Consider the following 24,217-nt stretch of genomic DNA (forward strand, 5'->3'; position numbering starts at 1 on the left):
TAACCTCAAAAATTAGAAATAATGAAGAAATATCTATTAAGTTTTGCTTTAGCTTTTATGGGCTTAACGGCATTTGGTCAGACTGCTTACGAAAAATCAATGACTGAAAAAATTGCCAAGCTGGAAACCGTGAAATCGGCAGAAGATTTTCAGACGTTGGCCAATGATTTCGAAAGAATATCAAGAATTGACCAAAACCAATGGCTACCTGTTTACTATATCGCTTATGCTTATATCCAAAAAGGGAGAGCGCAGATGAACGCTGGTAAGAAGGATGAATTGTTAACCTATTCAGGAGCTGCTGAAAAATATCTGACACAGGCAGAAGACCTTGGCGGAAAAAACAACTCTGAGATCCATTTATTGAAAAAAATGGCATATTCTTTAAGAATGATGGAAAATCCTCAACAAAGATATATGACAGACGGCGTGAAGGCTGCAGAAGAGCTTAAAATAGCTGAACAGCTAGATTCAACCAATCCAAGAATTGCTTTGATCAAGGCTGAGGATATGTATTTCACTCCGGAACAATACGGAGGAAGCAAAACAAAAGGAATTGAGCTTTTCAAACAGGCTTTAGAGAAATTTAATGCTTTCAAACCAAAATCTGCATTAGATCCAAACTGGGGAAAAGGAGAGGCTCAGTATTTCATCAGCCAAGGAGCTAAGAAATAAAAAACTTAAAATATTGTAAACCTTCCAGATCATGGAAGGTTTTTTTTGTGCAGTTCAGTTATTGAAAATGACCGTTCGGTGAGAAATAATTTTTAATACCTTTAATTAAAACTAATTTTGAGCTAAGAAATTCAATCATGAAACGTAAAAATATTATCACCTTACTTTGGATATCACTGGTTACTTCAATGTTCTTTTTTATCTTTTTTACGGATGAAAAAAACGTTGAAAACTTTTTACTGACCGTGTTGATATCTTTCATGTATTCGTTCGTTTTAGGTGCAGGAAATGGCTTAATTAATGATTTTCTTAATAAAAAATTCCCTTGGTCTGAGGCTACAACAAAAAGAGCGGTCATAAGCATTGTTTCGATTCTTATTGCGAATATTATTTTAGTCTATTTCTGTAATTATGTGAATTTTGTACTGATTCAGAAAGCAGTAAATACAGCAGAATATTTTTCGGGAAGATATAATTTCATCAATTGGTTTACGATCAATGTGGCGTTGTTGATTTCTGCTTTTCTTCATGCGCGAGGTTTCATGGAAGAGCTCAAAAAAACGTCCAAAAAAGAAGTTGTAGAGCAAAAACTGATCGCAAAATCTGCCAATGCACAATTTGAGAGTTTAAAGAACCAGTTAGATCCGCATTTTCTTTTCAATTCACTGAATGTTTTGAGTTCATTAATTGATGAAAATCCGAGACAGGCGCAGAAGTTTACTGCTTCAATGTCAAAGATTTACAGATACGTTTTAGAACAGAAAGATAAAGAGTTAGTCACTGTTGAAGACGAAATAGAATTTGCAAAAACCTATTGCGATCTTTTAAAAACCAGATTCGAAGACAGTGTAGATTTTGTTTTTGATGTAAATAAAGAAGATTACAGAAGATATGTCGTTCCGCTTTCGCTTCAATTATTGTTGGAAAATTGTATAAAACATAATTTTGCGACTTCTTCAAAACCATTAATTATTAAAGTTTTTTCTGAAAATGATACGCTTTGTATTGAAAATAATCTTCAGGTAAGAGAGCAGATGAAAGAGAGTGCAGGAATCGGTTTGTCGAACATCGTTCAGCGTTATTCTCTGCTTACGAAAAGGAATGTTTTTATCGAAAAATCCGAAGATTATTTTAAAGTAAAACTTCCGATATTATTAGCTAAACCAAACGAAACGAGCATAAAAGTTGAAGATAACGATAAAGCTTACGAAAGGGCTAAAAAAAGAGTAAAAGAGATCAAAAGTTTTTACGGGAACTTAATTTCGTATTGTATTATCATTCCTTTTTTGATCATTGTAAACCTTATTACCAATCCAAAACATATCTGGTTTTATTTTCCGATGTTGGGCTGGGGAATTGGTCTCGTTGCTCTCGTTGCTCACGGAATGAGCGTTTTTGCAATCGGAAAAAGCTGGGAAGAAAAGAAGATCAGAGAAATTTTAGAAAAACAAGATAAAAGATAAAAACTACTAGTATGGAAAATATGGATCAAAACGATCTTCGTTACAAAGAAGCGGAAAGAAGAGTGAAGAAAATAAAGAATTTTTATGTTTTCCTTTTCATTTATTTTGCTGTGAATATTTTTGTTTTATTTCTGAATTACAGAGAATTGGAACCAGGAGAAACGATTTGGAGCCTAAAATACTTTTCTCTCCCGATATTCTGGGGAATCGGCGTTATCGGTTACGGAATGAGAGTCTTTATACCCGGCTTTTTACTCGGAAGCAATTGGGAAGAGAAAAAAATAAAAGAATTAATGGAGAATGAAAAAAATTAACTCTACGATATTATATAGCACAATTTATATTGTGCTTTTTTATTTTTATCACAAAACTATGTTGGATCATATGTGTAAATCAGTGGGAGTTTAAAGATAGCATTTCTATTAATCTTAGAATTTTACATTTCAGTATCCATTTTCTACAGCTCGGTAAGATAAAGTTGATTTGAAGCTCTTTATTGATCTAAATTTGAATCAACAAAAACAAACAAAACATTTAAAAACAAATATTATGGAAACATTCGCAAACAAAGAAAGCATAGCTTACAGAAGAGCAGAAAGAAGAGTAAAAGAATTAAAAGGATTCTACGGAAATCTTACTTCTTATTGTCTTGTAATTCCTTTTTTATTGGTTCTTAATCTTTTAACTTCTCCGGATCATTTATGGTTTTACTGGCCAATGTTAGGATGGGGAATGGGTCTTGCCGCACACGGAATCAATGTTTTCGGAATCGGAAAAAATTGGGAAGAGAAAAAGATCAAAGAATTGATGGATGAAGATAGAAAAAACGTAAAAACACTTTAATTAATCAATAATAACTTTTTAAAAATCAATATCATGAATTATAATCAGGCAGAACAAAGAGTAAAAGAACTAAAAAAATTCTATAAAGGTCTATTTTGGTTCGCAATCATTACAGGATTCGTTTTTTTAGACGATATTTTTGAAAAAGGAGCATTTGATTTCTCACTTTTCGATGGATCAATTATTTTAGGAATCTGGGGAATTATTTTGACTGTAAAAGCGGTTAAATTATTTATTTTTGATTCAGATTGGGAAAAAGAAATCATGGAAAAGGAGATGAGAAAATCAAAAGAACCAATAAACTTTTAATACCTGAGAAGTTTTATTTAATTTTAATTCCAAATTAAAAACTAAAAATCAATGATTAAAACTGTCATTATCGAAGACGAAAAACCTGCAGCAAGAAAGATTGAGAGAATGTTGAGTCTATTTCCTGAATTACAGGTTGTTGCAAGTATTGAATCCGTAGAAGATGGCGTAAAATGGTTCTCTGAAAATGAACATCCGCAGCTTATCTTTTCAGACATCGTTTTGGGTGACGGTTTATCGTTTGATATTTTTGAAAAAGTTCCTACAAAAGGTTTTATCATTTATACAACAGCGTTTGATCAGTATACATTGAAAGCTTTTAAACTCAACAGCATCGACTATCTTTTAAAGCCAATTTTGGAAGAGGATCTTGCCGGAGCTATTGAAAAATTCAAATCATTTCTTCCATCAGGAAATCCTGTTACTTCACAGGAAATTAAGCAGTTAATTAAAAAAGATAAGACAACACTTTCCAGGGTTTTGGTTAAGATCGGATATAATTTGAAGATCGTTCAGACAAGCGAGATCAGTTGTTTTTTTAGTGAAAATAAGATCGTTTATCTGCAGACTGAAGACCGTACTTATCCTTCAGATTTCACATTGGATGAGTTGGAAGATGTCTTGGATGAAAAGAAATTTTTCCGGGCAAACAGGCAGTTTATTATTAGCTCAGATTATATTAAAAATATTCATACCTCACCCAATTACAAAGTAGAATTGAATTTTCAGCCACAGGAAGAAATTACTGTAAGCCGCGACCGTGTGAAAGATTTTAAAGACTGGCTGGTAAGTTAATTTTTTAGCCAAACACCAAACACTAGCAACCAAACACCAAAATACCAATCACCTGTAATCAATCCTGTTAGCTTCAGTATCTTCAAGTTGTGCTATAATTGATTTTGGAATTTCATCGCTGTCAATCGGGAAGCTGATAGAGTCAGGAAAAAATGTTTTCCGGTCTGCTTTCTGAAAAATTTCGAACAGGGCAATCGGCTCTTGATTAAAACTAATACACGTACTTATAAAATGCAACTCATGGAGCTTATATTCTGGATTTTTCAGTTTTTCCTTGATATCTTTTATTCTTGATATGAAGTGTCTTTGGCGGATAAATGTATTGCTGTTCATGATGATAAAAACATAATCAGAATAGGCTGTCACCTTCCCAAAGTACTTGTGGTGATCACCACCGCTTCTTTCTATAAAATATTCGCCTGAAGTCTCCGATTTGTAGATTTCCATTGCAGAACGCCAGATTCGGTCATCTTTTGCCTGTAAGGGGTTATCAGGAAGATTTCTGTTGTATGAATACCAACATCCAACCAATCGATCCAAAAGAACGATGTTTTGCTTGGCATTATTCATATCAATTCTCAGATCATTAAAATTAAATGCTTCTGTATTTGAATTAATAAAATCAATGTAATTTGAATATCCCAGCACCTTTACTATAAGACTTAATTTCGCCAAATTAGGTTTGCTTAAAACTGCATTTTCATTTTGATAATATTTCTTTAGTTTGTTGATTATCAAATGTTCATAAAGGTAGTTTAAACCTAGTAAATCCGGTTCTTTTTTTATGTTCTTTTCTGTATTGTCATTGATAATTAAATCATTAAGTTCAGCAACAATATATGACCATTCTGTTTTTGAAACATCTTCCCAATTATTTTTCTTTAAAAAATGCAGACTCAGGAAATTCATCAATTTCTCAAGATGCAGGATATCTTCTTTTTTCATGGGTCTAATTTTATAAGACTAATTTAAGATTTTTTTAAAACCAAAAAAGATTATTGTAAGACTTTTATATTTTTTAATCAATCCAAATTTGAGTAGAAATTAAAAGTTAAAACAATGGAAACAAAAAAGTTATTACAAAACGATTCTCTCTGGAACAGACTTCAGGAGTTTTCGTTAGACGCTCCCAATGTTGATTTTCCTTTCTCAAAAAAATTAGCAAAAGAAGAAAACTGGAGCATAGATTTTACTAAAAAAGCGATAGAAGAATATAAAAAATTCGTTTATCTCTGTTGTACGCTTCCAAACGGAGCTTCACCAAGCGAAATTGTAGATAAAGTATGGCATATGCATCTTATTTATACCCAAAATTACTGGGAAGAATTCTGCCCGAATATTCTGAAGAAGAAACTTCATCATCATCCTTCAAAAGGTGGTTTTGCAGAAAAGGATAAACACCATAATTGGTTTTCAGATACTTTAAAAAATTACAGAGATATTTTTGACCAAGACGCACCCGAAGATATTTGGAGCAATGAAAATAAACCCAGAAGAGTAAATTGGCTAAAAAAATTAAGATTGATTCCTTTTTTCATCCTTTTTTTGATCTTTACCTCTTGCTCAGAAGGAATTCTTAGTGTTTTTTCAATTACTTTTCTAGGACTGCTACTTTTTTCCATTTTTATCTCTGCAATGAATGCAGTTTCAGATGCTGATGATACAACTAACGACCGGAATAAAAATAATGATTCCGGATCCGGCTGTGGAGGTGGTGGTGGAAGCTGCAGCGGCGGTGGCGGTTGTGGCGGAGGATGTGGTGGTTGCGGAGGGTGTGGCGGCTAAAAAAAACTTGCAACTATGAAAAAAATAATATTTCATTCAGTATCGGTTCTGATAAGTCTGATTTGGCTTGTTAAAGAACATCAAACTTACAATCCCATTACTTTAAAAGGTCCGGATTTCCTAAAGTTCTATTTCATTCTTTTGTTAGGATTTTATGTTTCGGTTATAATTCTTACCTTTTTTAAAGAAACCATATCTAAAATTACAATTTACTTTATGATTTTTATTATGGTTTTAGGTATCGTAAAATTGATAAGAGGGATGATTTTGGTTAAACCGTTTGGTTATCTTTTAGTAATTATGTTTTTTGAAGTGGCTGTTTTGATATATTTTATGTTATTTTATTCTAATAAAAAGTTAAAATAATGATCAGATTCGACAATCAATTAATTGAGAAAGTTAAATAATATTAATTTGTAATCTTTTTAAATACCTTCTTAAAACAGAATTTATTTAAAAGGTTTTAAAAAATACTTTTGATTTAAGCATTGCTTTGTTTTTTTTAATTTATACTTATTTTTTAGCTAATATTTTTAATTTTTGGCATAAAAAACTGTTATTTATCATGAATTCTATACAGGTTTAAATCTGTATATCTTTGCCGAAAGTAAATATACAACACAAATGATGCGAGTTACAACGATGGCAATTTTTTTGTCAGTTTTTGCTTACGCCCAAAAAACACATACTATAAACGGCGTTATCAAAGACAAAGATACCGGAGAGCTTATTCCCGGAGCATTGATAAAGGTGAAAGAACTGCCGGAAATCAATGTTCAAACCAACGAATATGGATTTTATTCCATTTCGCTTCCTGAAGGCGATTATACGCTGGATATCAATTATTTAAAACATATCGAGGCTACTAAAAAAATTCATCTTGCGGAATCCATGAAAATGAACTGGGATCTGGAAAGACAAGACGGTGAAATTGAAGAAGTTGAGATAAAAAAAAGGACATCTATCATTTCTAACAAAACAAAAACCGGAGCAGAGGTTTTGGATGTTCAGGCGATGTCTAAACTTCCTGTGATTTTTGGTGAAAAAGACATCATCAAGACCTTGCAGTTTCTTCCGGGAATCAGCGCTCAGGAAGGTAGTTCAGGTTTCAGTGTGCGAGGCGGAAATACAGACCAGAATTTGTTTTTGCTGGATGAGGCTCCTGTTTTCAACAACTCACATTTACTTGGTTTTTTCAGTATTTTCAATAGCGATGCGCTTAGAAGCGTTACGGTGTATAAAGAAAATATCCCTTCGCAGTATGGGGGAAGATTATCTTCAATCATTGATGTTAAAATGAAGGAAGGAAACAATCAAAAATATAACGTAACAGGTGGTATTGGTTTGATAAGCAGTAGACTAAGCGTTGAAGGGCCTCTTCAAAAAGGAAAATCTTCTTTCATCATTTCTGCGAGGCGTACCTATGCAGATATTTTGTACAATGCGATCGCAAAACCTACTCCCGAGAATAAAGTTAAGCTGTATTTTTATGATATTAATGCCAAGCTTAACTACAAAATCAACGAAAACAACAGTCTGTATTTTTCGAGTTATTTCGGACGTGATGTCTTAGGTTTCAAAGAATTCAAAAACAACTGGGGGAATTTAGCCGGAACATTGCGATGGAATAGTATTCTGGGAGATAAGCTTTTTTCCAATACCTCTTTGGTGTTCAGCAATTACGATTATAAAAGTACAATAGAAGATAATAAAGGTGGTATTGTGGAAGTAAATCCCAATGTCAGAAATTTAATTTTCAAGCAGGATTTTACGCATAACCTTAATCTTCAGCATTCTTTGCGATATGGTTTCCAGTCATCTTATTATATTTTCAATACGCCAAATCTTCCGGAAACGGTAACTTCTGACTTCTTAAGGCAACCAAGATCGATGTGGGAAAATGCAGTTTATATTAATGATGATTTTAAGATCACGGATAAATTATTTGCAAATTACGGATTCAGGCTATCATCTATTTCGTCGGGTGATAACAGTGTTGAAAATCAGGCTACAACTAATTTTAAGAAAAACTATATCAATTTTGAGCCGAGAATTGCTTTTAATTATGAATTTAATAAAGACAATATAGCAAGGTTTGGTTATACCAGAAATACGCAGAATATACAGACTTTGGTAGCCAACGGCGGACTGAATGATGTCTGGATAAACCTTAGAAAACCACAGATAGCCGACCAGATAAATGCCGGATATACCAGAAAACTGAACGATACATATGAGCTGAATGCAGATGTTTATTACAAAAAGATGCAAAATCTTGCCGATTATAAAGATGGATTACAAGTAAATGTAATGGATAATATTAAGGATAATCTTTTGTATAACGGGCAGGGAAGAGCCTATGGACTGGAGCTTATGCTAAAGAAAAACCGAGGCAGGCTTACCGGCTGGGTGGCTTATACATTGTCTAAATCACAGAGAAGAATAGACGGCATCAACGATAATGCATGGTACAATGCGAACCAAGACAGAACACATGACTTATCGATTGTTTCAAATTACGAATTGAGTCCGAAATGGACAGTTTCCGGAGCGTTTGTATTTCACACCGGAAATGCAGTTACGTACCCGGTCGGAAAATATGAAATTGGCGGAAATACAGTGTTAGACTACGGGAAAAGAAATTCCGACAGAATGCCATCGTACCAAAGACTGGATCTTAACTTTACTTATGAAGCTAAAAATAACAACCGTTTTAAAAGTTCATGGTCTTTCGGGGTCTACAATATTTACGGACGGAAAAATCCATATGCCATTACATTTGGTTCGGATAAGATTTCATATGGAAAAGTGGAGGCAACTCAGTTCAGCTTTTTCTCGATGGTTCCCAACGTTTCTTACAACTTTAAATTCTAAAAATATAAATAATGAAATATATAGTAAAATTCTTGCCTGCTTTTTTATTGCTTCTTTGTGTCAGCTGTGCGTTTGAGGATGTTGTAGAGCTTCCCATCAAAGAAAAGGATGGTAAAATAGTGATAGAAGGTAATATTACGGATCAGCCGGGACCGTACTTTATCAGGATCACAAGATCCATAAAACTGGCTCAGACGGGAGAAACCCCTGCTGTAAAAAATGCTAAGGTTATTCTAAGTGATAACAACGGGCAAACCGAAACGCTGGAATTTGAAAACGGAATGTACCATACCACAAATTTTACATCACACCCAGGAAACACATACACGCTTTCTGTAACGGTAGACGGTACAACTTATACTTCAAAAAGCACAATGCCTAGTTTAGTACCGCTTAATTCATTAAAACAAGTCGTAAGGGAGCAGGTAGATTCGGCAGATATTTTAGGAGTGGTTCCAGTGTTTACAGATCCTGTGGAAAAGGGTAATTATTATTTATTTAAAATGCGTCTTACCGACCACGATTTGGATCCTCAGGTTTTCTCTGATAATGTTGATAATGGTATGGTGAATACGAGATTTATTCCCAGTACAACAGGTTTTAGAAAAAATGATACCGTTGCAGTTGAAATGCAGTGTATCGATAATCCTGTGTACAATTATTTCTCTGTACTTTCTCAGGCTTATCTTAACGGTTCTGGGGGAACAACTCCTGTTAACCCGCCAAGTAATATCAGCAACGGAGCTTTAGGTTATTTTTCAGCACATACCTCGCAAACGAAAATTATTATTATCCAATAATTAAATGATCATTAATTAAAGTAAGTTTAAGATTAAAATAAATAAAAAGACCTGAAAATGTTCAGGTCTTTGTGTTTTAAATATATTGTAAGTTCAACAGATTTTATTAAGAAATCACACCGCTCCCAATAAGTTCATCTTCAAGATACCAAGAAGCAAACTGACCTTCGGCAATAGCAGATTGAGGTTGCTCAAATTCCATGTAAAAGGCATTTTCAAACTGATAAATCGTGGCTTTTTGAAGTTCCTGTCTGTAACGGAATCGCGCCAATACTTCCATAGACTCGTTATTTTGTAATCTCAAATCTTCGCGAACCCAATGAAGTTCAGTATTATCAATTTTCAATGCTTTTTTATGCAATCCCGGGAAGCTGTGTCCTTCTCCAACGAAAATAATATTGTTTTCCATGTCTCGGGAAACTATAAAACAGCTTTCTTTATGTCCGCCGATTCCAAGTCCTTTGCTTTGTCCGATCGTGAAAAATTGGGCACCTTGATGCTTTCCGATTACTTTTCCGTCAGCTTTTTTATAATTGATTTTTTGACTTAAATATTCTAATTCTTCTTCTTTTGAAGAAAATTCAGGTATTTCCTCAGCAAAAAGCGGAGAATCTTTGAAAATTTCTACGATTTCACCTTCTTTTGGAACCAATTGCTGTTGTAAAAACTGTGGAAGACTTACTTTTCCGATAAAACATAATCCCTGAGAATCTTTTTTATCAGCTGTAACCAATCCGATTTCCTTTGCAATTTCTCTTACCTGTGGTTTTGTCAGTTCTCCAATCGGAAATAATGCTTTTGATAACTGATCCTGATTTAATTGGCATAAAAAATATGATTGATCTTTATTGTTATCTTTTCCGGCTAAAAGATGGAAAATTTCCTTTCCGTTTTCATCAAAAGTAGAATCTACTCTTGCATAATGTCCTGTTGCTACTTTATCTGCGCCCAAAGACATTGCCGTCTTCATAAAAACATCGAATTTTACTTCTCTGTTGCATAAAACATCAGGATTCGGAGTTCTTCCTTTCTGATATTCATCGAACATATAATCCACGATTCTTTCCTTGTAAAGATCGCTCATATCAATCACCTGAAACGGAATTCCCAGTTTCTGGGCAACCATCAAGGCATCATTACTGTCCTCTATCCACGGACACTCATCTTCTAACGTTACCGAAGCATCGTTCCAGTTTCTCATAAACAAAGCCACCACTTCATGGCCTTGTTGCTGCAGCAAATATGCTGTAACACTGGAGTCTACACCTCCGGATAATCCTACTACTACTTTCATTGTATTTCAATTTTACGAAACTCTTAACGGGAGTTCTTAGTTTGACGCTGCAAAAATACAATTAAAAAAATTCGTAAAAAAACCATAATTTTAAACATCGATAAAAACAATTTATATGAAAAAGTTTATTATTCCTTTAGTATTGATGCTTTCAGGATCGGCATTTTCCCAAGTTTCAGTTGGCACAACAGAACAAAATAATAACCGATGGACGTTCGGTGGCGGAATTGGGGTTGGATTCGGCAGCAACAGCACATTTAATTTGTCAGCTTCCCCAAGAGTTGGTTACAGGCTTACGGATGATCTTGAAGTTGGAGTTGTAGGAAGTGTTTCCTGGCAGACTTCAGATTATTATCGTTCGACAATGTTCGGAGTTGGCCCGTTTCTGAATTATTATATTGCTCGAACTTTTTATTTAAGTGCTAATTATCAGCATTACTTTATCAATTATAAAGATAAATATTACGATTATAAAATGAATGAACAGGAAGATGCTTTGTATCTCGGAGGAGGCTATATGCAGAGAATCGGGAACAATTCTTTTATGCAGATTGGTGTGATGTATAATGTTCTGTGGAAAGAGAATTCAAGTATATTTTCAAGTGGCTTAGTGCCAAATATTGGATTTGTAGTTGGATTGTAAAATTAATTATAATATTGATATAAAAATAATTCCCGAAGCATCTCGCTTCGGGAATTTTATTTGATTTTTTTTTTAGATTAAATCTCTAAAATAATACAATAAAAGTTGAACCTCCAACAGTAAATATAGTCCCATTAACCGCGGGACTACCATAACCGGAAAGATCTAAAACAGGAGGGTTAGCCGTGCCACAACCCATATGCATTGTGTAATAGCCACCTATTGCTACACCCGAAGTATTTTTTACGCCGAATTTCATACCTGCCCATTTTGATCCCATCCAAAATGCTGTAGGGACAGGATTTCCGGGAAGATTATAAGGATTCAAATAATCAGCGTTCACCACCCAACTATTAATTAAAGGGGTATCGGGATAGGCAGGATTATAAGTATTTGAAGTATTTACATCCTGGTTATAATATGCTTCTACATAACCTAGAGGAGATGAAGACGCAGGCCCCAATACCGACAGGCTGGTGTTAGCCTGAATATTAGGGCCGCAGTTGATTGTGCTGGTATAATTGGATTTCCAGATTGTATACTCAATAATTGTATCCGTGTAGTTTTGTATAAAAAGATCATCTTGCGCGGAGGCCCAAAATGATGCAATAAATGCTGTCAGTAAAAATAACTTTTTCATAATGTTAATTTTCAGATGTATAGTTTTTATTAGTTTTCTTGTTGTACTCTCCATAAACTTGGACTGCCCAAGTAAGAATTTTTTCCTTGTCTCCGCGTGTTTGTCTTTCTATTTCAGCATAAGAAACTCCAGATGAAGCGATGAGGTCCTTTGCAGCAGGTAAAAGCATTTCTTTTTTATAATCACTCAATTCTGCAGATGTTTTTGGCGTTGCGGGAGCAGGTTCTTTCTCCATCGCTACTTTTTTAATCGCTAGATTGAATTTTTGTACCGCCTCAGGCTTTGAAATATCCGGAGTTGTATTTGTTGCCATATTTTCATTTGCACAAGATAAAAATGTAAGCATGGGAATACTTAAAAGCAAAATTGTTTTTCTTAATTTCATGATAATTGTTTTTAATTAAATGATTAAAATATAACAACCCAAGTTGCTCCTCCTACTGTAAAAAGGACGGCATCTGTCATAGAGGGAGGAATTACGTTACCTGTTAAATCTGAATATACAGTTGTACTCCCACAAAATTGACCAAGGAAATAATATCCTCCAACATTTACTCCTGATTGATCCTGTACTCCAAATTTAATCCCCGTCCAGGTTGTCACATTACTGAAAACATTAAGAACCCCTGCAGGAGCATAATATGGAGCTGCAAAATTGGAGTTAGCGATCCATCTGCCTACCTGAGGGGTGGATGGATAGGCTGCATTAAATGCGAAAGTATTATTTACATTCCCATCATAATTTGCATCTATTGAAACTGAAGGATCATTAGTATATCCTAACTTTAATAAATTGTTTGTGACGGTTCTTGCTTCCAAATTAGGAGTACATCCTGTTGTCGGGCTCCCTAAATTAGATTTAATCAAGTTATACTCTACATAATTAGGAGTATAGTTCTGGATATAAATTGGTGGAGGAGGTGGTGTTTGAGCAGAAACGCAATATGAAGCAATAAATGTTGCCAGTAAAAGTAGTTTTTTCATGATTTTAGTTTTCAGATTTGTAGTTTTTATTAGTTTGCTTGTTGTAATCTCCATAGACTTCTACAGCCCATTTTAGAATTTTTTCTCTATCACCTCCTGTTTGTCTCTCTATTTCAGAATACGAAACTCCGGATGAAGCGATGAGGTCTTTAGCAGCTGGTAAAAGCATGTCTTTTTTGTAATTACTCAGTTCAGCAGACGTTCTTGGTGTTGCAGGAGCAGGTTCCTTTTCCATGGCTACTTTTTTGATCGCTAAATTGAATTTTTGTACTGCTTCCGGCTTCGAAACATCAGGCATCGTGGTTGTTGCAGATGATTCATTCGCACAAGATAGAAATGTAAGCATCGAAATGCTTAAAAGTAAAATTGTTTTTTTCATGGTTAAATTGTTGTTAAAAATTTTATTGATAGTGTTTTAACTAGTTAAAGTGATCTAAATTATTAATAGAGTATTATCCAGGTTGCTCCTCCGGCTTCAAAAAAAGTACCATTGATAACCCCGCTAAATCCGGCAACAGCTGTTGGTGATCCGCAAAAATATCCCATAGAATAATATCCTCCGATATTGTTTCCCGACTGATCCTGAACGCCCAGTTTTATACCTCCCCATTTTGATCCTGAAATAGCTGCTGCAGGAACCGGATTAGAAGGAAGAGTGTACGGATTGGCATAGTTGCTGTCTAAAGTCCAGGTGTCAATTAAAGGAGTTTGAGGAAATAGAGGATTAAATGTATTTGATGTATTGATATTTCCGCTATAAAGAGCTTCAACAGGTACTATTCCAGGTGAAGTAGAGTAGGTTAATGTTGACATTCCTGTGACAGAACTTGAGGATTGTAGGTAAGGGCTAATACAGTTTCCCGATGTATTTAAAGGGTTTAATCTCCATACGACATACTGTATAACCGTATCCGTATAATTTTGGATATAAAGATCTTGTGCCGAAACGCAAAATGAAACAGCAAATGATACTAATAAAAGTAATTTTTTCATGATTCTAGTTTTCAGATTTGTAGTTTTTATTAGTTTGCTTGTTGTAATCTCCATAGACTTCTACAGCCCATTTAAGGATTTTTTCTCTGTCACCTCCTGTTTGTCTTTCGATTTCAGAATATGAAACTCCGGATGAAGCGATGAGGTCTTTAGCAGCTGGTAAAAGCATTTCTTTTTTGTAATCACTCAATTCAGCGGATGTTCGTGGAGTTGTGGGAGCCGGTTCCTTCTCCATTGCTACTTTTTTGATGGCTAAATTGAATTTTTGCACAGCTTCCGGCTTTGAAACGTCAGGCATTGTGGAGGTTGCAGATGATTCATTGGCGCAGGATAAAAATGCAAGCAAGGAAAAGCTTACGAGTAGAATTGTTTTCTTCATATTAATGATATTGATTTAATGTTCAATAAAATTAAATATTTTTTTCAATTAATCATTAAATAGTGAAAAAAATATGTTAAAAATTAATTAAAACGAAAAAAGCACCGAGAAAATCCCGATGCTTTTAATTTTAAAATTAATTTATTGGTTAAGAAGATTTTTCAACCGTCTTTTTTGTTTTCTGAGCTTTTCCGGCTAGGCCATCTTTCGCTTCATTCACATCTAAAATAATAGTTTCTCCTTCATTTAATTGTTTGTTTACCAGCATTTCAGCCAATAAATCCTCAATATATTTCTGGATCGCTCTTTTTAGAGGTCTTGCGCCGAAGTCTTTATCCCATCCTTTTTCAGAAATAAAGTCTTTTGCTTCTTCAGTAAGATCAACTTTATATCCTAATTTATCAAGTCTTGTATAAAGCTTGTTCAATTCAAGATCAATGATTTTTTTGATGTCTTCTTTCTCAAGAGAGTTGAAAATCACAATATCATCAATTCTATTCAGGAATTCAGGAGCAAATGCTTTTTTAAGGGCATTTTCAATTGTTCCTCTAGCTCTTGTATCAGAACCTGTTTTCTTAGCAGAAGTTCCGAATCCTACACCGTCACCGAAGTCTTTGATATCTCTGGTTCCGATGTTTGAAGTAAGGATAATGATTGTATTTCTAAAATCAATTTTTCTACCTAAACTGTCCGTAACGTGACCTTCATCTAAGATCTGCAACAAGATGTTGAATACATCCGGGTGAGCTTTTTCAATCTCATCCAAAAGAACCACAGCATAAGGTTTTCTTCTTACAGCTTCTGTTAATTGTCCACCTTCCTCGTATCCAACGTATCCCGGAGGCGCTCCAACCAATCTTGAAACCGCGAATTTTTCCATGTATTCACTCATATCGATTCTGATCAAAGATTCATCAGATTCGAAAAGTTCTCTTGCCATTACTTTCGCTAGCTCAGTTTTACCAACACCCGTTGTTCCAAGGAAAATAAATGTTCCAATTGGACGGTTTGGATCTTTAAGACCAGCTCTGTTTCTTTGAATAGCCTTAACAACTTTCTTCACAGCATCTTCCTGACCAATCACTTTTCCATTCAGTTTGTCGTCCATCTGAGCCAATTTATCAAGCTCATTTTTACCGACTTTCGTTACAGGAACTCCGCTCATCATAGAAACTACTTCCGCTACATTTTCATCGGTTACAGTTTCTTTCTTCTCTTTTACATCTTTGTCCCATTTATCCTGAGCAGAATTTAATTCCATTTGAAGACGTTCTTCTTCATCTTTAAGCTTTCTTGCCTCAAGATAATCCTGAGCTTTTACAGCTTTCTGTTTCAGTTCTTTAATTTCTTCAATTTTTTGTTCAAAATCAATGATCTCGGTAGGAACTTTCATGTTTTTAATATAAACACGAGATCCGGCTTCGTCCATTGCATCGATCGCTTTATCCGGTAAGAAACGGTCTGTAATATATCTTGCCGTTAAGTTGACACAAGCCAGAATTGCTTCCGGAGTATACACTACATTATGATGTTCTTCGTATTTGTCTTTAATCTGATTCAAGATCTGAATGGTTTCCTCAATATTAGTAGGCTCCACCATTACTTTCTGGAATCTTCTCTCTAAAGCACCGTCTTTTTCAATATACTGACGATACTCATCAAGAGTTGTGGCACCAATACATTGGATCTCACCTCTTGCTAAAGCCGGTTTGAACATATTGGAAGCATCTAAACTTCCCGTAGAACTACCTGCACCAACAATCGTGTGAAGCTCGTCGATGAATAAGATCACATCACGGTTTTTTTCTAATTCCGTCATGATGGCCTTCATTCTCTCTTCAAACTGTCCACGGTATTTTGTACCAGCTACCAAACTTGCAAGATCCAAAGTGATAACTCTTTTACCATAAAGAACTCTTGAAACTTTTTTCTGTTGAATTCTTAATGCTAAACCTTCAGCGATGGCAGATTTACCAACACCAGGCTCACCAATAAGCAACGGATTGTTTTTCTTTCTTCTTGATAAGATCTGAGAAACTCTTTCGATTTCTTTCTCACGACCGATCACAGGGTCTAATTTTCCGTCTCTTGCCAAAGAAGTTAAGTCTCTACCAAAGTTGTCCAACGTTGGAGTTTTACTTTTTGCAGAGCCTAAATTTCCTGTAGGCTTTCTCATTTGCTCAAAATCTTCTCTCTCTTCGTCGTCATCGTAAGCACTCATTTGTGGCGTCTGACCAGAATTTTTCAGCATCGTTTGATATTCTTTTGATACTCCTTCATAGTCGATGTCGTAAGCGCCTAGTATACTTGAGGTAGGGTCTTCATATTTATATAGAATGCCTAAAAGCAAATGAACGGTATTAATTTCATTACTTTTATATTGTCTGCATTCTAGCTCAGCACGTTTGATTGCATGATCTGCCATCTTGGTGAAAGAAATATTAGTAACCTCCTCAGAAATAGGATTAAGACTTACTGTATTTAGAGTTTCAATTTTTCTTCTGATTTGTGTTAAATCCGCATTAAGGTTTTGAAGGATTTCTTTTGCAGAGTTTTCCGTTTTTATAATACCTAAAAGTAGATGTTCTGTATTGAGAAATTCACTTTTCAGCCGTTTAGCTTCGCTTTTGCTTTGTTTGAACACTTGGCTCAAACCTTGTGAAAACTTATAATCCATAATATATCTCATTAGAATAAAAGCAACATTGCCATTTATTCATTATCTAAATTACAAATATTTTACCAAAAATCAAATAATGACTTTATGGCAGAAAAAAACTTTATTATCTTATTGAAAATGACTAAGTTTGTTATCCTATAAATTTTTCTCATGAATCCCGAAATTTCTACTTATATCGGATATTCTGCTTCACTTTTTGTAGTGCTGAGTTTTATATTGAAAGATGTAAGAAAAATCAGAATTGTTAATATGATCGGCTGTATCTGTTTTGTCATTTATGGCATTTTCAGCGGAATGCTTTGGCCGGTGATTATCCCAAACGGGCTTATTTGCTTTATACAAATTTACCATTTGCTGGCAGGAAAAAAAAGTAAATGAGGAAAAAAATAATTACTTCTGCTTTTAGTAATTTATATACAGATCAACGTATTGAGAAGGTCTGCAGGACTTTGCATGAAAACGGCTATGAGATAGACTTAATAGGAAATGACTGGGGCGGAGCGGAAGAAATGCAGCGACCTTATTCTTTTTCCAGAATTAAATTAATTTCTAAAAGTTTAAAAACAGCTTATTTTGAATTTAACTGGAAATTATATCAGGAATTAAAAAAGAAAGCAGATGAAAACACTATTCTTCATGCAAATGATCTTGATGCACTGCTTCCGAACTATCTTATTGCTAAAAAATTAAATATTCCTTTGGTTTTTGACAGTCATGAAATTTTTTCCGAAATGCCGGCAATTCAAGGCAAAATGTCACAAAAATTGTGGAGATATTTGGAGAGAAGCATCGTTCCGAAAGTGAAATTTATGATAACGGCGAGTGGAAGTTATGGAAAATGGTTCCAAAAAAAGTATGGAATTGATCCAATTGTTGTTCAGAATGCACCCCGAAAAATCAATTTTAACCTTGAAATTTCGGAAAATGATCCCAAAATAGTTTTATATCAAGGTGCAATAAACCCGTTTCGCGGAATTGATAAAGCAATTTTAGCAATGCATCATCTTGATAATGTAATGTTGAAAATTGCAGGAGATGGACCTCGTAAAAAAGAATATGAAGAATTAGTTATTAAAGAAAATCTTCAACATAAAGTCCAGTTTTTAGGAAAATTAAGACCTGAAGTTCTACGAGAAATTACATTAACTGTCGATTGTGGGATGAGCATCGAAGAGAACGGGGGAGAGAGCTATCTGTATTCTCTACCTAATAAGGTTTTGGATTGTATCCAGGCGCGAGTTCCTTTAATTCTGTCAAATCTTCCTGAAATGCAGAATATTAAAAGACAATTTGATGTTGGAGAAATTATTAAAGATCATCAACCTGAAAATATTGCCGAATCCATCCGATTAATTTTAAATAAAGGAAGAAAAAATTATCAAACCGAACTTGAAAAAGCCGCAAATGCTTTTTGCTGGGAAAATGAAGAAGTAAAACTATTGCAGGTTTTTGAAAATGCTTCAATTTCGCATATTTGCGTATAGCTTACTGCTTCAAGCCTAAAGCATAATTTAGTATCTTTGCAAAAAGAAAGTAAAGAAATGACCATTAAAGAAAAACAGAAGGAACTTATCGACGAATTTGCGTTTCTTGAGGACTGGGAGCAAAAATATGAGTACATCATTGATCTTGGGAAAGAATTAAAAGGTCTTCCGGATGAAAAAAAAGGTGATGAAAATCTTATTAAAGGCTGTCAGAGTAAAGTTTGGATTGATGCAGAGTTCAGAGATGGAAAATTGTTTTTTGATGCAGATTCTGATGGTATTTTACCAAAAGGAATCGTTTCTTTATTAGTGAGCATTTACAGTGGCCATTCTACACAGGAAATTTTAGATTCTGATTTCGAATTTATCTCAGAGATAGGATTACAGGAGTTTCTTTCTCCTTCCAGAGCCAATGGACTCATGGCGATGACAAAACAAATTAAATTTTATGCAGTTGCCTATCAACTAAAGTCGTAGCTGTGACCAGAATTTTAGCATATCGTTTTTCCGCTTTTGGTGATGTCGCTATGACAGCGCCGGTTTTTCGAGAGTTCTTGGAACAGAATCCTGACGTTGAAATCATCATGGTTTCGAGAAAGAATTTTGAGAGCTTATTCTCTGATATTCCGAATGTTATATTCAAAGGAATCAACTTAGATGATTATAAGGGTATTTTTGGTTTGCAAAGATTAGCGAATGAATTAATTAAAGAATTTCATCCCGATATGATCGCTAATCTGCATGATGTGATCAGAACGAAAATCTTAGATAAAATTTATCGAAGAAAAGGACTTAAAGTATTCAAAATCAATAAAGGAAAAGAGGAGAAAGAGCATCTAACCGATATTTGGAATTTAAATAAAGTTCAATTAAGAAAAACGGTTGAACGCTACGCTGATGTTTTCTGCGAAATGGGTTTTAAGGTGGAACTTTCTCATCAGTTAAGACCAACTTCAACTAATAAATCCGGAATTGGTTTTGCGCCATTTGCCCAACATAAAGGAAAAATGCTTCCTTTAGAGAAATCTTACGAGTTGGTGAAAATTTTAGCCCAAAAACATAAGATCTATTTCTTCGGAGGCGGAAAAGAAGAGACTGAAACATTAGAAAAATGGGAAAGTCAGATTCCGAATACAAAAAGTTTATCAGGCAAATTAAGCCTTACCGAAGAACTCAATAAAATTTCAGAATTAGAACTAATGATCTCCATGGATTCGGCAAATATGCATTTGGCGAGTTTAATGGGAACGAGATGTGTTTCTATTTGGGGCTCTACGCATCCATATGCGGGGTTTTTAGGCTTCGGGCAGAGTGAAGATGATGTTGTACAGGTGAGTGATCTTACGTGCAGGCCTTGCTCTGTTTTTGGAGATAAGGAATGTTATCGAGGAGATTGGGCTTGTCTGGAAGAACTTAATATCCAGAAAATAGTTGATAAAATTTAAATAGAATTAAAAATATATAATTAAGGAATCTCTAAATAAAGAGGTTCTTTTTTTATGATTATTGTATTGAATGATATAAACAAAAAAATCTCCCTTTAAAAAGAGAGATTTTGTGGGCCCTGAGGGACCCCAGTTCTTTTAGTTTATAGGTTGATATGTAATATCTTACAGTTTTTTCTTAATAAGGGTATGCCTAAAAGTATGCCTTTTTACTTTAAACTTAACTACTTTCTTTTGTGTCAGGATATAACTCTTCTATAATATCACTTTGCCATATTTCTTTGGAGTTAGTATCCATAATAGTAAGCCTTCCTTCAGCATAACCAGCTCCTGTATCTAGATTCCAAATGTTACATCTTTTAATAGGTACAGTTTCATTGAGAATCAGTGTAGGGGTATGACCTATGAAAACTTCCTCATGTACATTAAATATTTCCATTCTAGCCTCAAATTCAAAAGTATTATGTTCTGTATTGGCAAATGACCACAGGCTTCTATCCCAATAATAATTTTTAACAAATCTTTCATTCCCTAGACCTTTAGGAGAGGTGAATCCTGCATGAACATAACCTCTGTTTTTGGTGTCAATATAGAAATCAAACATTTCATTAAAGAAATTCAAGTGTGATTCTTCATTGATATATCCTGTATTAATGTAGGATTCTACAGTAGCTTTTCCTCCTTGCATTAGCCATTCCATTTTAGGGATTCCTCCTCTTAGCCATTCGTGGCAAAATAAGTCATGGTTACCTCTGATAAACAAAGGCTTATAAAGACATTCTTCTGAAAGATCTATATAAAACTGAACTAATTCAGCACTTTCTGCGCCTCTATCAACCACATCTCCTAAGTTTATTAATAGGTCTTCATTTGGATTGAATTTACATCTTTCCAAGACCTGTTTTACAGCTTTTAAAGCTCCGTGCTGGTCTCCAAGTACTAGTATTCTTCCCATTTTTAATGTTTTTAGATTAATATTTTAAAGTTTTATTCCAATAGGGTTTTGATGTAAGTAAAGGAGTTTGAAAAGTAAATCAACCTTATTTCTTTACTTACAGGAAAATAGATACTCCAATAAATCACCTTTCTGGTTATGAACCTGTGTATAATCATACCATCAGGAAGAATTTCAAGGTTCACTCTGGTAACTCTTTCTGATAAGGCTTTATTAAGCCTGTTATAATAGTGTTCAGATTTCTTGTCAAATTCCAGTATTACAACTTCCAATATATCCCAATGGAAAATAAGCTCTGTTCTGTGAGGTGTGAAGTTTAAGAACTTTTTAACCTCACTTCCTACCCACAAGTAACTACAGTAAGAATTCTCTGAGATACTGTTTGTTATACTCATTAGGCTCAGTTCCCAGTTGTCATATTGGTAGCCTATACGAAATGATATTCTTGGTTTCATATTAGTTTTAAGATTAAAAAACCACTCTTTGAATAGAGTGGTTTAAATAGAATTACTTTTTCTTTTTTATAAGCCTAACAATCACAATTGCAATCATGGCTAAGACTATTCCTTGTACCATATTATATTCCTTGTACCATATTATTATTTTAATTGTTTGAAAACTGATATTATTCCATTTGTATTATCTGCACCTATACGCATTGTGCTATTTTCATAATACTTTGTACTTTTATAGCTGTATGCATATTGAAAATCTGATGTAAGAATCTTATTTCTTAAAATTTCATACGCAGTATACTCTGGCCTATAAGTAATCATGAATAGCTCTGTATTTTTCCCTACTTCAATTTTTTCTATTCCTCTTGAAGTTTCCTTTGCAAATCGATATATGGGATAACCTTCTGAATTATCAACTCTGGTTTGAAAACCAAGTTGCTTTAATTCTTTTGTTATTGTTTCACTATTCTGAATATTAATATAATCAAGCAATTTTGAAGCACTAATAGATTGTGATGTATATAATAATGGAAGGAATAGAAGCAGATACAGATGTAAGTATTTTTTCATGTAAAAAAATTAGTTATTATTTGAATCTCTTAGAGTATAAGCTTTGTTAATCAACATATTTCACTTTAGGTTGTGGGAACTTTTTAATGTACTCTTTTGCTTTGTCAGGCTCAATAATATCAAATGAAGCTTTTCCTGTTGTTAGACCATAAGCTGGACTAAGTCTTATGTAGTATGTCTTTCCTTCTTTTGCATTTACTGTGAAGAAATCTTTATTCTCAGTCTGATCCTTTCTGATCTTATTACCCTCAAAAGCTCCTTCTAAATTATATTTACCAGCATCTACATCCCAACACAGATAGTTCTTATAGTCAAGCCTCCCAATCATGCTTCCATTAGATGATAGAGTTATATAATAGTGGCTTAACTTTCCTGTTGGTCTTATAACATAGATTCTTGCTTTATTAACAGGTACCTCAGAGTTTACATCTGGAAACTCTACATATTGAGAAGTCTGAGAGTATAGGTAAGTTGAACATACTAAGATGAATAATAGTAAAGTCTTTTTCATTGTTTTTAAGTTTATTTAATTAGCAAATTATATATAAATAGTTTCTGTTCCTTACGGGAGTCCGTAAAATTACAAAACATTTATTGCCATATATGGCATTACAATACGCAAACTTAACCATTTCCTTTGATGTTGCCAAATATGTCAATAATGGATAAGATAGAACTTCAAAAGTTAGTAGGTAGAAAAATTAAAGAACTTAGGGAGCAAGAGGATTTGACTCAATTACAATTGACTGTAAAGATTGTTGAGTTGGGAGGAAAAATGGATGCTACCAATATTTCTCGCATAGAGTCTGGAAGAACGAATATTAGCCTCCATCAACTTTATAGAATTGGTCAGGCATTAGAAATTCCAATGAAAAACTTTTTAGATATAGATGATTTGGCTATTTATGATTTATAGCCTTTAAAATAATAGTTCCTTATCCTATTCGTTACCATTTTCACTAGGAACTAATCAGTATCTAATTCTATTTACTCTCCAACTTACTAGTAGCCCAAGATATTACAATTTCGCTATAATATATATGTAATAGGATTTTGGCTATTAGCCTAAATCTAGGTGGTTTGGGGTAATGTTCTGCTGCTATACACGAGTGGAAGTGATTTAAAAAAAAGTAATTAATTACCATGTTTCTAGCATAGCAGAGATATATCAGTGACAAAGTGCTAAAATATCTGAGAACTCACTTAATATTGCTTCTATTTCACTAGGTAAAGTGGTAACATTTTGATATTGTTTGGTTTATGATTTTACACTAGTTCCAAAAGCTGAACTTGGGATTAAATGGCACTTTGGCACTGTTAAGGAACTCACATTTCCTGAAACTCATTCAGTTTTGCTTCGAGTATTACAACTTCTGTTTTGTCTGTGTAGCAATTATTTTCCTTCGCATATCTGTTTGCCAATTCAAAGCTGGAAAAAACACCTAGGAAGATTCTAGATGATTTACTTTTATAAACATCTGTTTCAAATAATATAAATAAGTTTTTCATGATGGATTTGTTTTAAATTCCAGATAGATATAATAAAGCTAGAGACATATTGGAACTACTGTGCTTATTTACAATAAACCATCATCTGCAAAGCTGAAATAATCTTCTTTTGAAATGATTAGGTGATCTAATAGCATAATATCCATTATCTTACAGGCTAATTTCAATTTCTCAGTAGTATCAATATCTGCTTTACTAGGACTGAGGTTGCCACTAGGGTGATTGTGAACAATAATAATTCCACTAGCCAAGGTCTTTAGTGCTATGGAAAGGACAATTTTAATATCTATGATACTAGATGAAATTCCTCCTTTTGATAGATCATAAATGCCTAGAACCCTATTGGCTTTGTTTAGTAGCAATATCTTCACTTCTTCCAACATTTCCATTGTATCTAGGTTCCAGTGGTTGGTAATAAGGCTGTAACTCTCTCTGCTATTACTTATTTTTTGTTCAGACATTATATGAGCAGAATAAGAAACAAGTAATTCTGCCACTTGTGTGTTTGTTTTCATAAAAGAATTTAGGGTATTAGTGAATGAATAATCTGAAAAGTATGAGTTTCTGTATTTACTATATATACTCCTGCAAAAACTCATACTTTTTACTAGTAGATAAAGATTAGAAATGTCCATTTTGTGC

31 protein-coding genes are annotated in these 24,217 nt (G+C 34.0%); 16 read left to right on the plus strand and 15 right to left on the minus strand.

Annotated elements, in window-relative coordinates; translation table 11 throughout:
* The first annotated feature begins 21 nt into the window (after positions 1-21).
* The 6 genes from EG348_RS06800 to EG348_RS06825 all read left to right on the plus strand — a co-directional run bounded on the left by EG348_RS06800 (position 22) and on the right by EG348_RS06825 (position 4,085).
* Positions 22-675 carry a hypothetical protein gene (locus EG348_RS06800; protein WP_123981860.1) on the plus strand — a complete coding sequence of 218 codons (654 nt, stop codon included), beginning with the start codon at positions 22-24 and terminating at the stop codon, positions 673-675.
* A 137-nt stretch (positions 676-812) separates the two neighbouring features.
* Positions 813-2,138, plus strand: coding sequence for a 2TM domain-containing protein (locus EG348_RS06805; RefSeq protein WP_123981862.1), 1,326 nt, complete (start codon positions 813-815; stop codon positions 2,136-2,138).
* A gap of 11 nt (positions 2,139-2,149) precedes the next feature.
* Positions 2,150-2,452 carry a 2TM domain-containing protein gene (locus EG348_RS06810; protein WP_123981864.1) on the plus strand — a complete coding sequence of 101 codons (303 nt, stop codon included), beginning with the start codon at positions 2,150-2,152 and terminating at the stop codon, positions 2,450-2,452.
* A gap of 235 nt (positions 2,453-2,687) precedes the next feature.
* Positions 2,688-2,981 carry a 2TM domain-containing protein gene (locus EG348_RS06815; RefSeq protein WP_123981866.1) on the plus strand — a complete coding sequence of 98 codons (294 nt, stop codon included), beginning with the start codon at positions 2,688-2,690 and terminating at the stop codon, positions 2,979-2,981.
* Positions 2,982-3,014: 33 nt separating this feature from the next.
* Positions 3,015-3,290 (plus strand): 2TM domain-containing protein, encoded by a 276-nt coding sequence (locus EG348_RS06820; protein WP_123981868.1) that lies wholly within the window; start codon positions 3,015-3,017, stop codon positions 3,288-3,290.
* Between the two features lie 51 nt (positions 3,291-3,341).
* On the plus strand, positions 3,342-4,085 hold the full coding sequence (locus EG348_RS06825; RefSeq protein ID WP_123981870.1) for a LytR/AlgR family response regulator transcription factor: 744 nt from the start codon (positions 3,342-3,344) through the stop codon (positions 4,083-4,085).
* A 48-nt stretch (positions 4,086-4,133) separates the two neighbouring features.
* Here EG348_RS06825 and EG348_RS06830 read toward each other — a convergent pair whose 3' ends face one another.
* Positions 4,134-5,030: a hypothetical protein gene (locus EG348_RS06830; protein ID WP_123981872.1), complete on the minus strand. Its 897-nt coding sequence runs from the start codon at positions 5,028-5,030 to the stop codon at positions 4,134-4,136.
* Positions 5,031-5,144: 114 nt separating this feature from the next.
* Between EG348_RS06830 and EG348_RS06835 the strand changes: the two genes are divergently transcribed.
* The 4 genes from EG348_RS06835 to EG348_RS06855 all read left to right on the plus strand — a co-directional run bounded on the left by EG348_RS06835 (position 5,145) and on the right by EG348_RS06855 (position 9,544).
* Positions 5,145-5,870, plus strand: coding sequence for a glycine-rich domain-containing protein (locus tag EG348_RS06835; protein ID WP_164463262.1), 726 nt, complete (start codon positions 5,145-5,147; stop codon positions 5,868-5,870).
* Between the two features lie 15 nt (positions 5,871-5,885).
* Positions 5,886-6,236, plus strand: coding sequence for a hypothetical protein (locus EG348_RS06845; RefSeq protein ID WP_123981874.1), 351 nt, complete (start codon positions 5,886-5,888; stop codon positions 6,234-6,236).
* 258 nt (positions 6,237-6,494) lie between these two features.
* A complete protein-coding gene (locus tag EG348_RS06850; protein ID WP_123981876.1) occupies positions 6,495-8,744 on the plus strand; it encodes a carboxypeptidase-like regulatory domain-containing protein in 2,250 nt (749 codons plus the stop codon).
* 11 nt (positions 8,745-8,755) lie between these two features.
* Positions 8,756-9,544 (plus strand): DUF4249 domain-containing protein, encoded by a 789-nt coding sequence (locus EG348_RS06855; protein WP_123981878.1) that lies wholly within the window; start codon positions 8,756-8,758, stop codon positions 9,542-9,544.
* A 106-nt stretch (positions 9,545-9,650) separates the two neighbouring features.
* On the opposite strand, the gene mnmA is transcribed toward EG348_RS06855, so the two are convergent.
* The gene (gene mnmA, locus EG348_RS06860; RefSeq protein WP_123981880.1) at positions 9,651-10,838 is read right to left on the minus strand and encodes a tRNA 2-thiouridine(34) synthase MnmA; all 1,188 of its coding nucleotides are present in this window, start codon (positions 10,836-10,838) and stop codon (positions 9,651-9,653) included.
* A gap of 115 nt (positions 10,839-10,953) precedes the next feature.
* On the opposite strand from mnmA, the gene EG348_RS06865 reads away from it, so the two are divergent.
* Complete coding sequence (locus EG348_RS06865) at positions 10,954-11,481, plus strand: transporter (protein WP_123981882.1); 528 nt, start codon at positions 10,954-10,956, stop codon at positions 11,479-11,481.
* An 85-nt stretch (positions 11,482-11,566) separates the two neighbouring features.
* Here EG348_RS06865 and EG348_RS06870 read toward each other — a convergent pair whose 3' ends face one another.
* From EG348_RS06870 to EG348_RS06900, 7 genes are all read right to left on the minus strand, one after another.
* A complete protein-coding gene (locus EG348_RS06870) occupies positions 11,567-12,121 on the minus strand; it encodes a hypothetical protein (RefSeq protein WP_123981884.1) in 555 nt (184 codons plus the stop codon).
* Positions 12,122-12,125: 4 nt separating this feature from the next.
* Positions 12,126-12,506, minus strand: a complete 381-nt coding sequence (locus EG348_RS06875) for a hypothetical protein (protein ID WP_123981886.1) — start codon at positions 12,504-12,506, stop codon at positions 12,126-12,128.
* 23 nt (positions 12,507-12,529) lie between these two features.
* The gene (locus EG348_RS06880) at positions 12,530-13,105 is read right to left on the minus strand and encodes a hypothetical protein (protein ID WP_123981888.1); all 576 of its coding nucleotides are present in this window, start codon (positions 13,103-13,105) and stop codon (positions 12,530-12,532) included.
* Between the two features lie 4 nt (positions 13,106-13,109).
* The gene (locus EG348_RS06885) at positions 13,110-13,484 is read right to left on the minus strand and encodes a hypothetical protein (RefSeq protein ID WP_123981890.1); all 375 of its coding nucleotides are present in this window, start codon (positions 13,482-13,484) and stop codon (positions 13,110-13,112) included.
* A gap of 62 nt (positions 13,485-13,546) precedes the next feature.
* Positions 13,547-14,098: a hypothetical protein gene (locus tag EG348_RS06890; protein WP_123981892.1), complete on the minus strand. Its 552-nt coding sequence runs from the start codon at positions 14,096-14,098 to the stop codon at positions 13,547-13,549.
* Positions 14,099-14,102: 4 nt separating this feature from the next.
* Complete coding sequence (locus tag EG348_RS06895; RefSeq protein ID WP_123981894.1) at positions 14,103-14,477, minus strand: hypothetical protein; 375 nt, start codon at positions 14,475-14,477, stop codon at positions 14,103-14,105.
* A gap of 148 nt (positions 14,478-14,625) precedes the next feature.
* Positions 14,626-17,154: an ATP-dependent Clp protease ATP-binding subunit gene (locus EG348_RS06900; protein ID WP_123981896.1), complete on the minus strand. Its 2,529-nt coding sequence runs from the start codon at positions 17,152-17,154 to the stop codon at positions 14,626-14,628.
* Positions 17,155-17,307: 153 nt separating this feature from the next.
* Here EG348_RS06900 and EG348_RS06905 point away from each other — a divergent pair, with 153 nt between their 5' ends.
* From EG348_RS06905 to EG348_RS06920, 4 genes are read left to right on the plus strand one after another with little or no spacing between them, the layout of a single operon-like run.
* The gene (locus EG348_RS06905; RefSeq protein WP_123981898.1) at positions 17,308-17,535 is read left to right on the plus strand and encodes a uroporphyrinogen decarboxylase; all 228 of its coding nucleotides are present in this window, start codon (positions 17,308-17,310) and stop codon (positions 17,533-17,535) included.
* The gene (locus EG348_RS06910; protein WP_123981900.1) at positions 17,532-18,641 is read left to right on the plus strand and encodes a glycosyltransferase; all 1,110 of its coding nucleotides are present in this window, start codon (positions 17,532-17,534) and stop codon (positions 18,639-18,641) included. The genes EG348_RS06905 and EG348_RS06910 overlap by 4 nt, the downstream gene beginning before the upstream one ends.
* A gap of 57 nt (positions 18,642-18,698) precedes the next feature.
* Entirely contained in the window at positions 18,699-19,118 is a 420-nt protein-coding gene (locus EG348_RS06915) for a SufE family protein (protein ID WP_123985031.1), read from the plus strand.
* Positions 19,119-19,120: 2 nt separating this feature from the next.
* Positions 19,121-20,086 carry a glycosyltransferase family 9 protein gene (locus tag EG348_RS06920; RefSeq protein ID WP_228414839.1) on the plus strand — a complete coding sequence of 322 codons (966 nt, stop codon included), beginning with the start codon at positions 19,121-19,123 and terminating at the stop codon, positions 20,084-20,086.
* A 220-nt stretch (positions 20,087-20,306) separates the two neighbouring features.
* On the opposite strand, the gene EG348_RS06925 is transcribed toward EG348_RS06920, so the two are convergent.
* The 4 genes from EG348_RS06925 to EG348_RS06940 all read right to left on the minus strand — a co-directional run bounded on the left by EG348_RS06925 (position 20,307) and on the right by EG348_RS06940 (position 22,577).
* Positions 20,307-21,041 (minus strand): metallophosphoesterase, encoded by a 735-nt coding sequence (locus tag EG348_RS06925; protein ID WP_123981902.1) that lies wholly within the window; start codon positions 21,039-21,041, stop codon positions 20,307-20,309.
* Between the two features lie 32 nt (positions 21,042-21,073).
* Positions 21,074-21,496, minus strand: coding sequence for a hypothetical protein (locus EG348_RS06930; protein WP_123981904.1), 423 nt, complete (start codon positions 21,494-21,496; stop codon positions 21,074-21,076).
* Between the two features lie 144 nt (positions 21,497-21,640).
* Complete coding sequence (locus tag EG348_RS06935) at positions 21,641-22,066, minus strand: hypothetical protein (protein ID WP_123981906.1); 426 nt, start codon at positions 22,064-22,066, stop codon at positions 21,641-21,643.
* A 46-nt stretch (positions 22,067-22,112) separates the two neighbouring features.
* Positions 22,113-22,577 carry a hypothetical protein gene (locus EG348_RS06940; RefSeq protein ID WP_123981909.1) on the minus strand — a complete coding sequence of 155 codons (465 nt, stop codon included), beginning with the start codon at positions 22,575-22,577 and terminating at the stop codon, positions 22,113-22,115.
* A gap of 150 nt (positions 22,578-22,727) precedes the next feature.
* Between EG348_RS06940 and EG348_RS06945 the strand changes: the two genes are divergently transcribed.
* Positions 22,728-22,982, plus strand: coding sequence for a helix-turn-helix domain-containing protein (locus EG348_RS06945; protein WP_164463263.1), 255 nt, complete (start codon positions 22,728-22,730; stop codon positions 22,980-22,982).
* Positions 22,983-23,392: 410 nt separating this feature from the next.
* Here EG348_RS06945 and EG348_RS06950 read toward each other — a convergent pair whose 3' ends face one another.
* A complete protein-coding gene (locus EG348_RS06950; protein WP_123981914.1) occupies positions 23,393-23,575 on the minus strand; it encodes a hypothetical protein in 183 nt (60 codons plus the stop codon).
* A 68-nt stretch (positions 23,576-23,643) separates the two neighbouring features.
* Positions 23,644-24,090 (minus strand): JAB domain-containing protein, encoded by a 447-nt coding sequence (locus EG348_RS06955; RefSeq protein WP_123981916.1) that lies wholly within the window; start codon positions 24,088-24,090, stop codon positions 23,644-23,646.
* Positions 24,091-24,217 lie beyond the last annotated feature (127 nt).

The sequence above is a fragment of the Chryseobacterium sp. G0201 genome, from assembly GCF_003815655.1.
Lineage (GTDB): Bacteria > Bacteroidota > Bacteroidia > Flavobacteriales > Weeksellaceae > Chryseobacterium.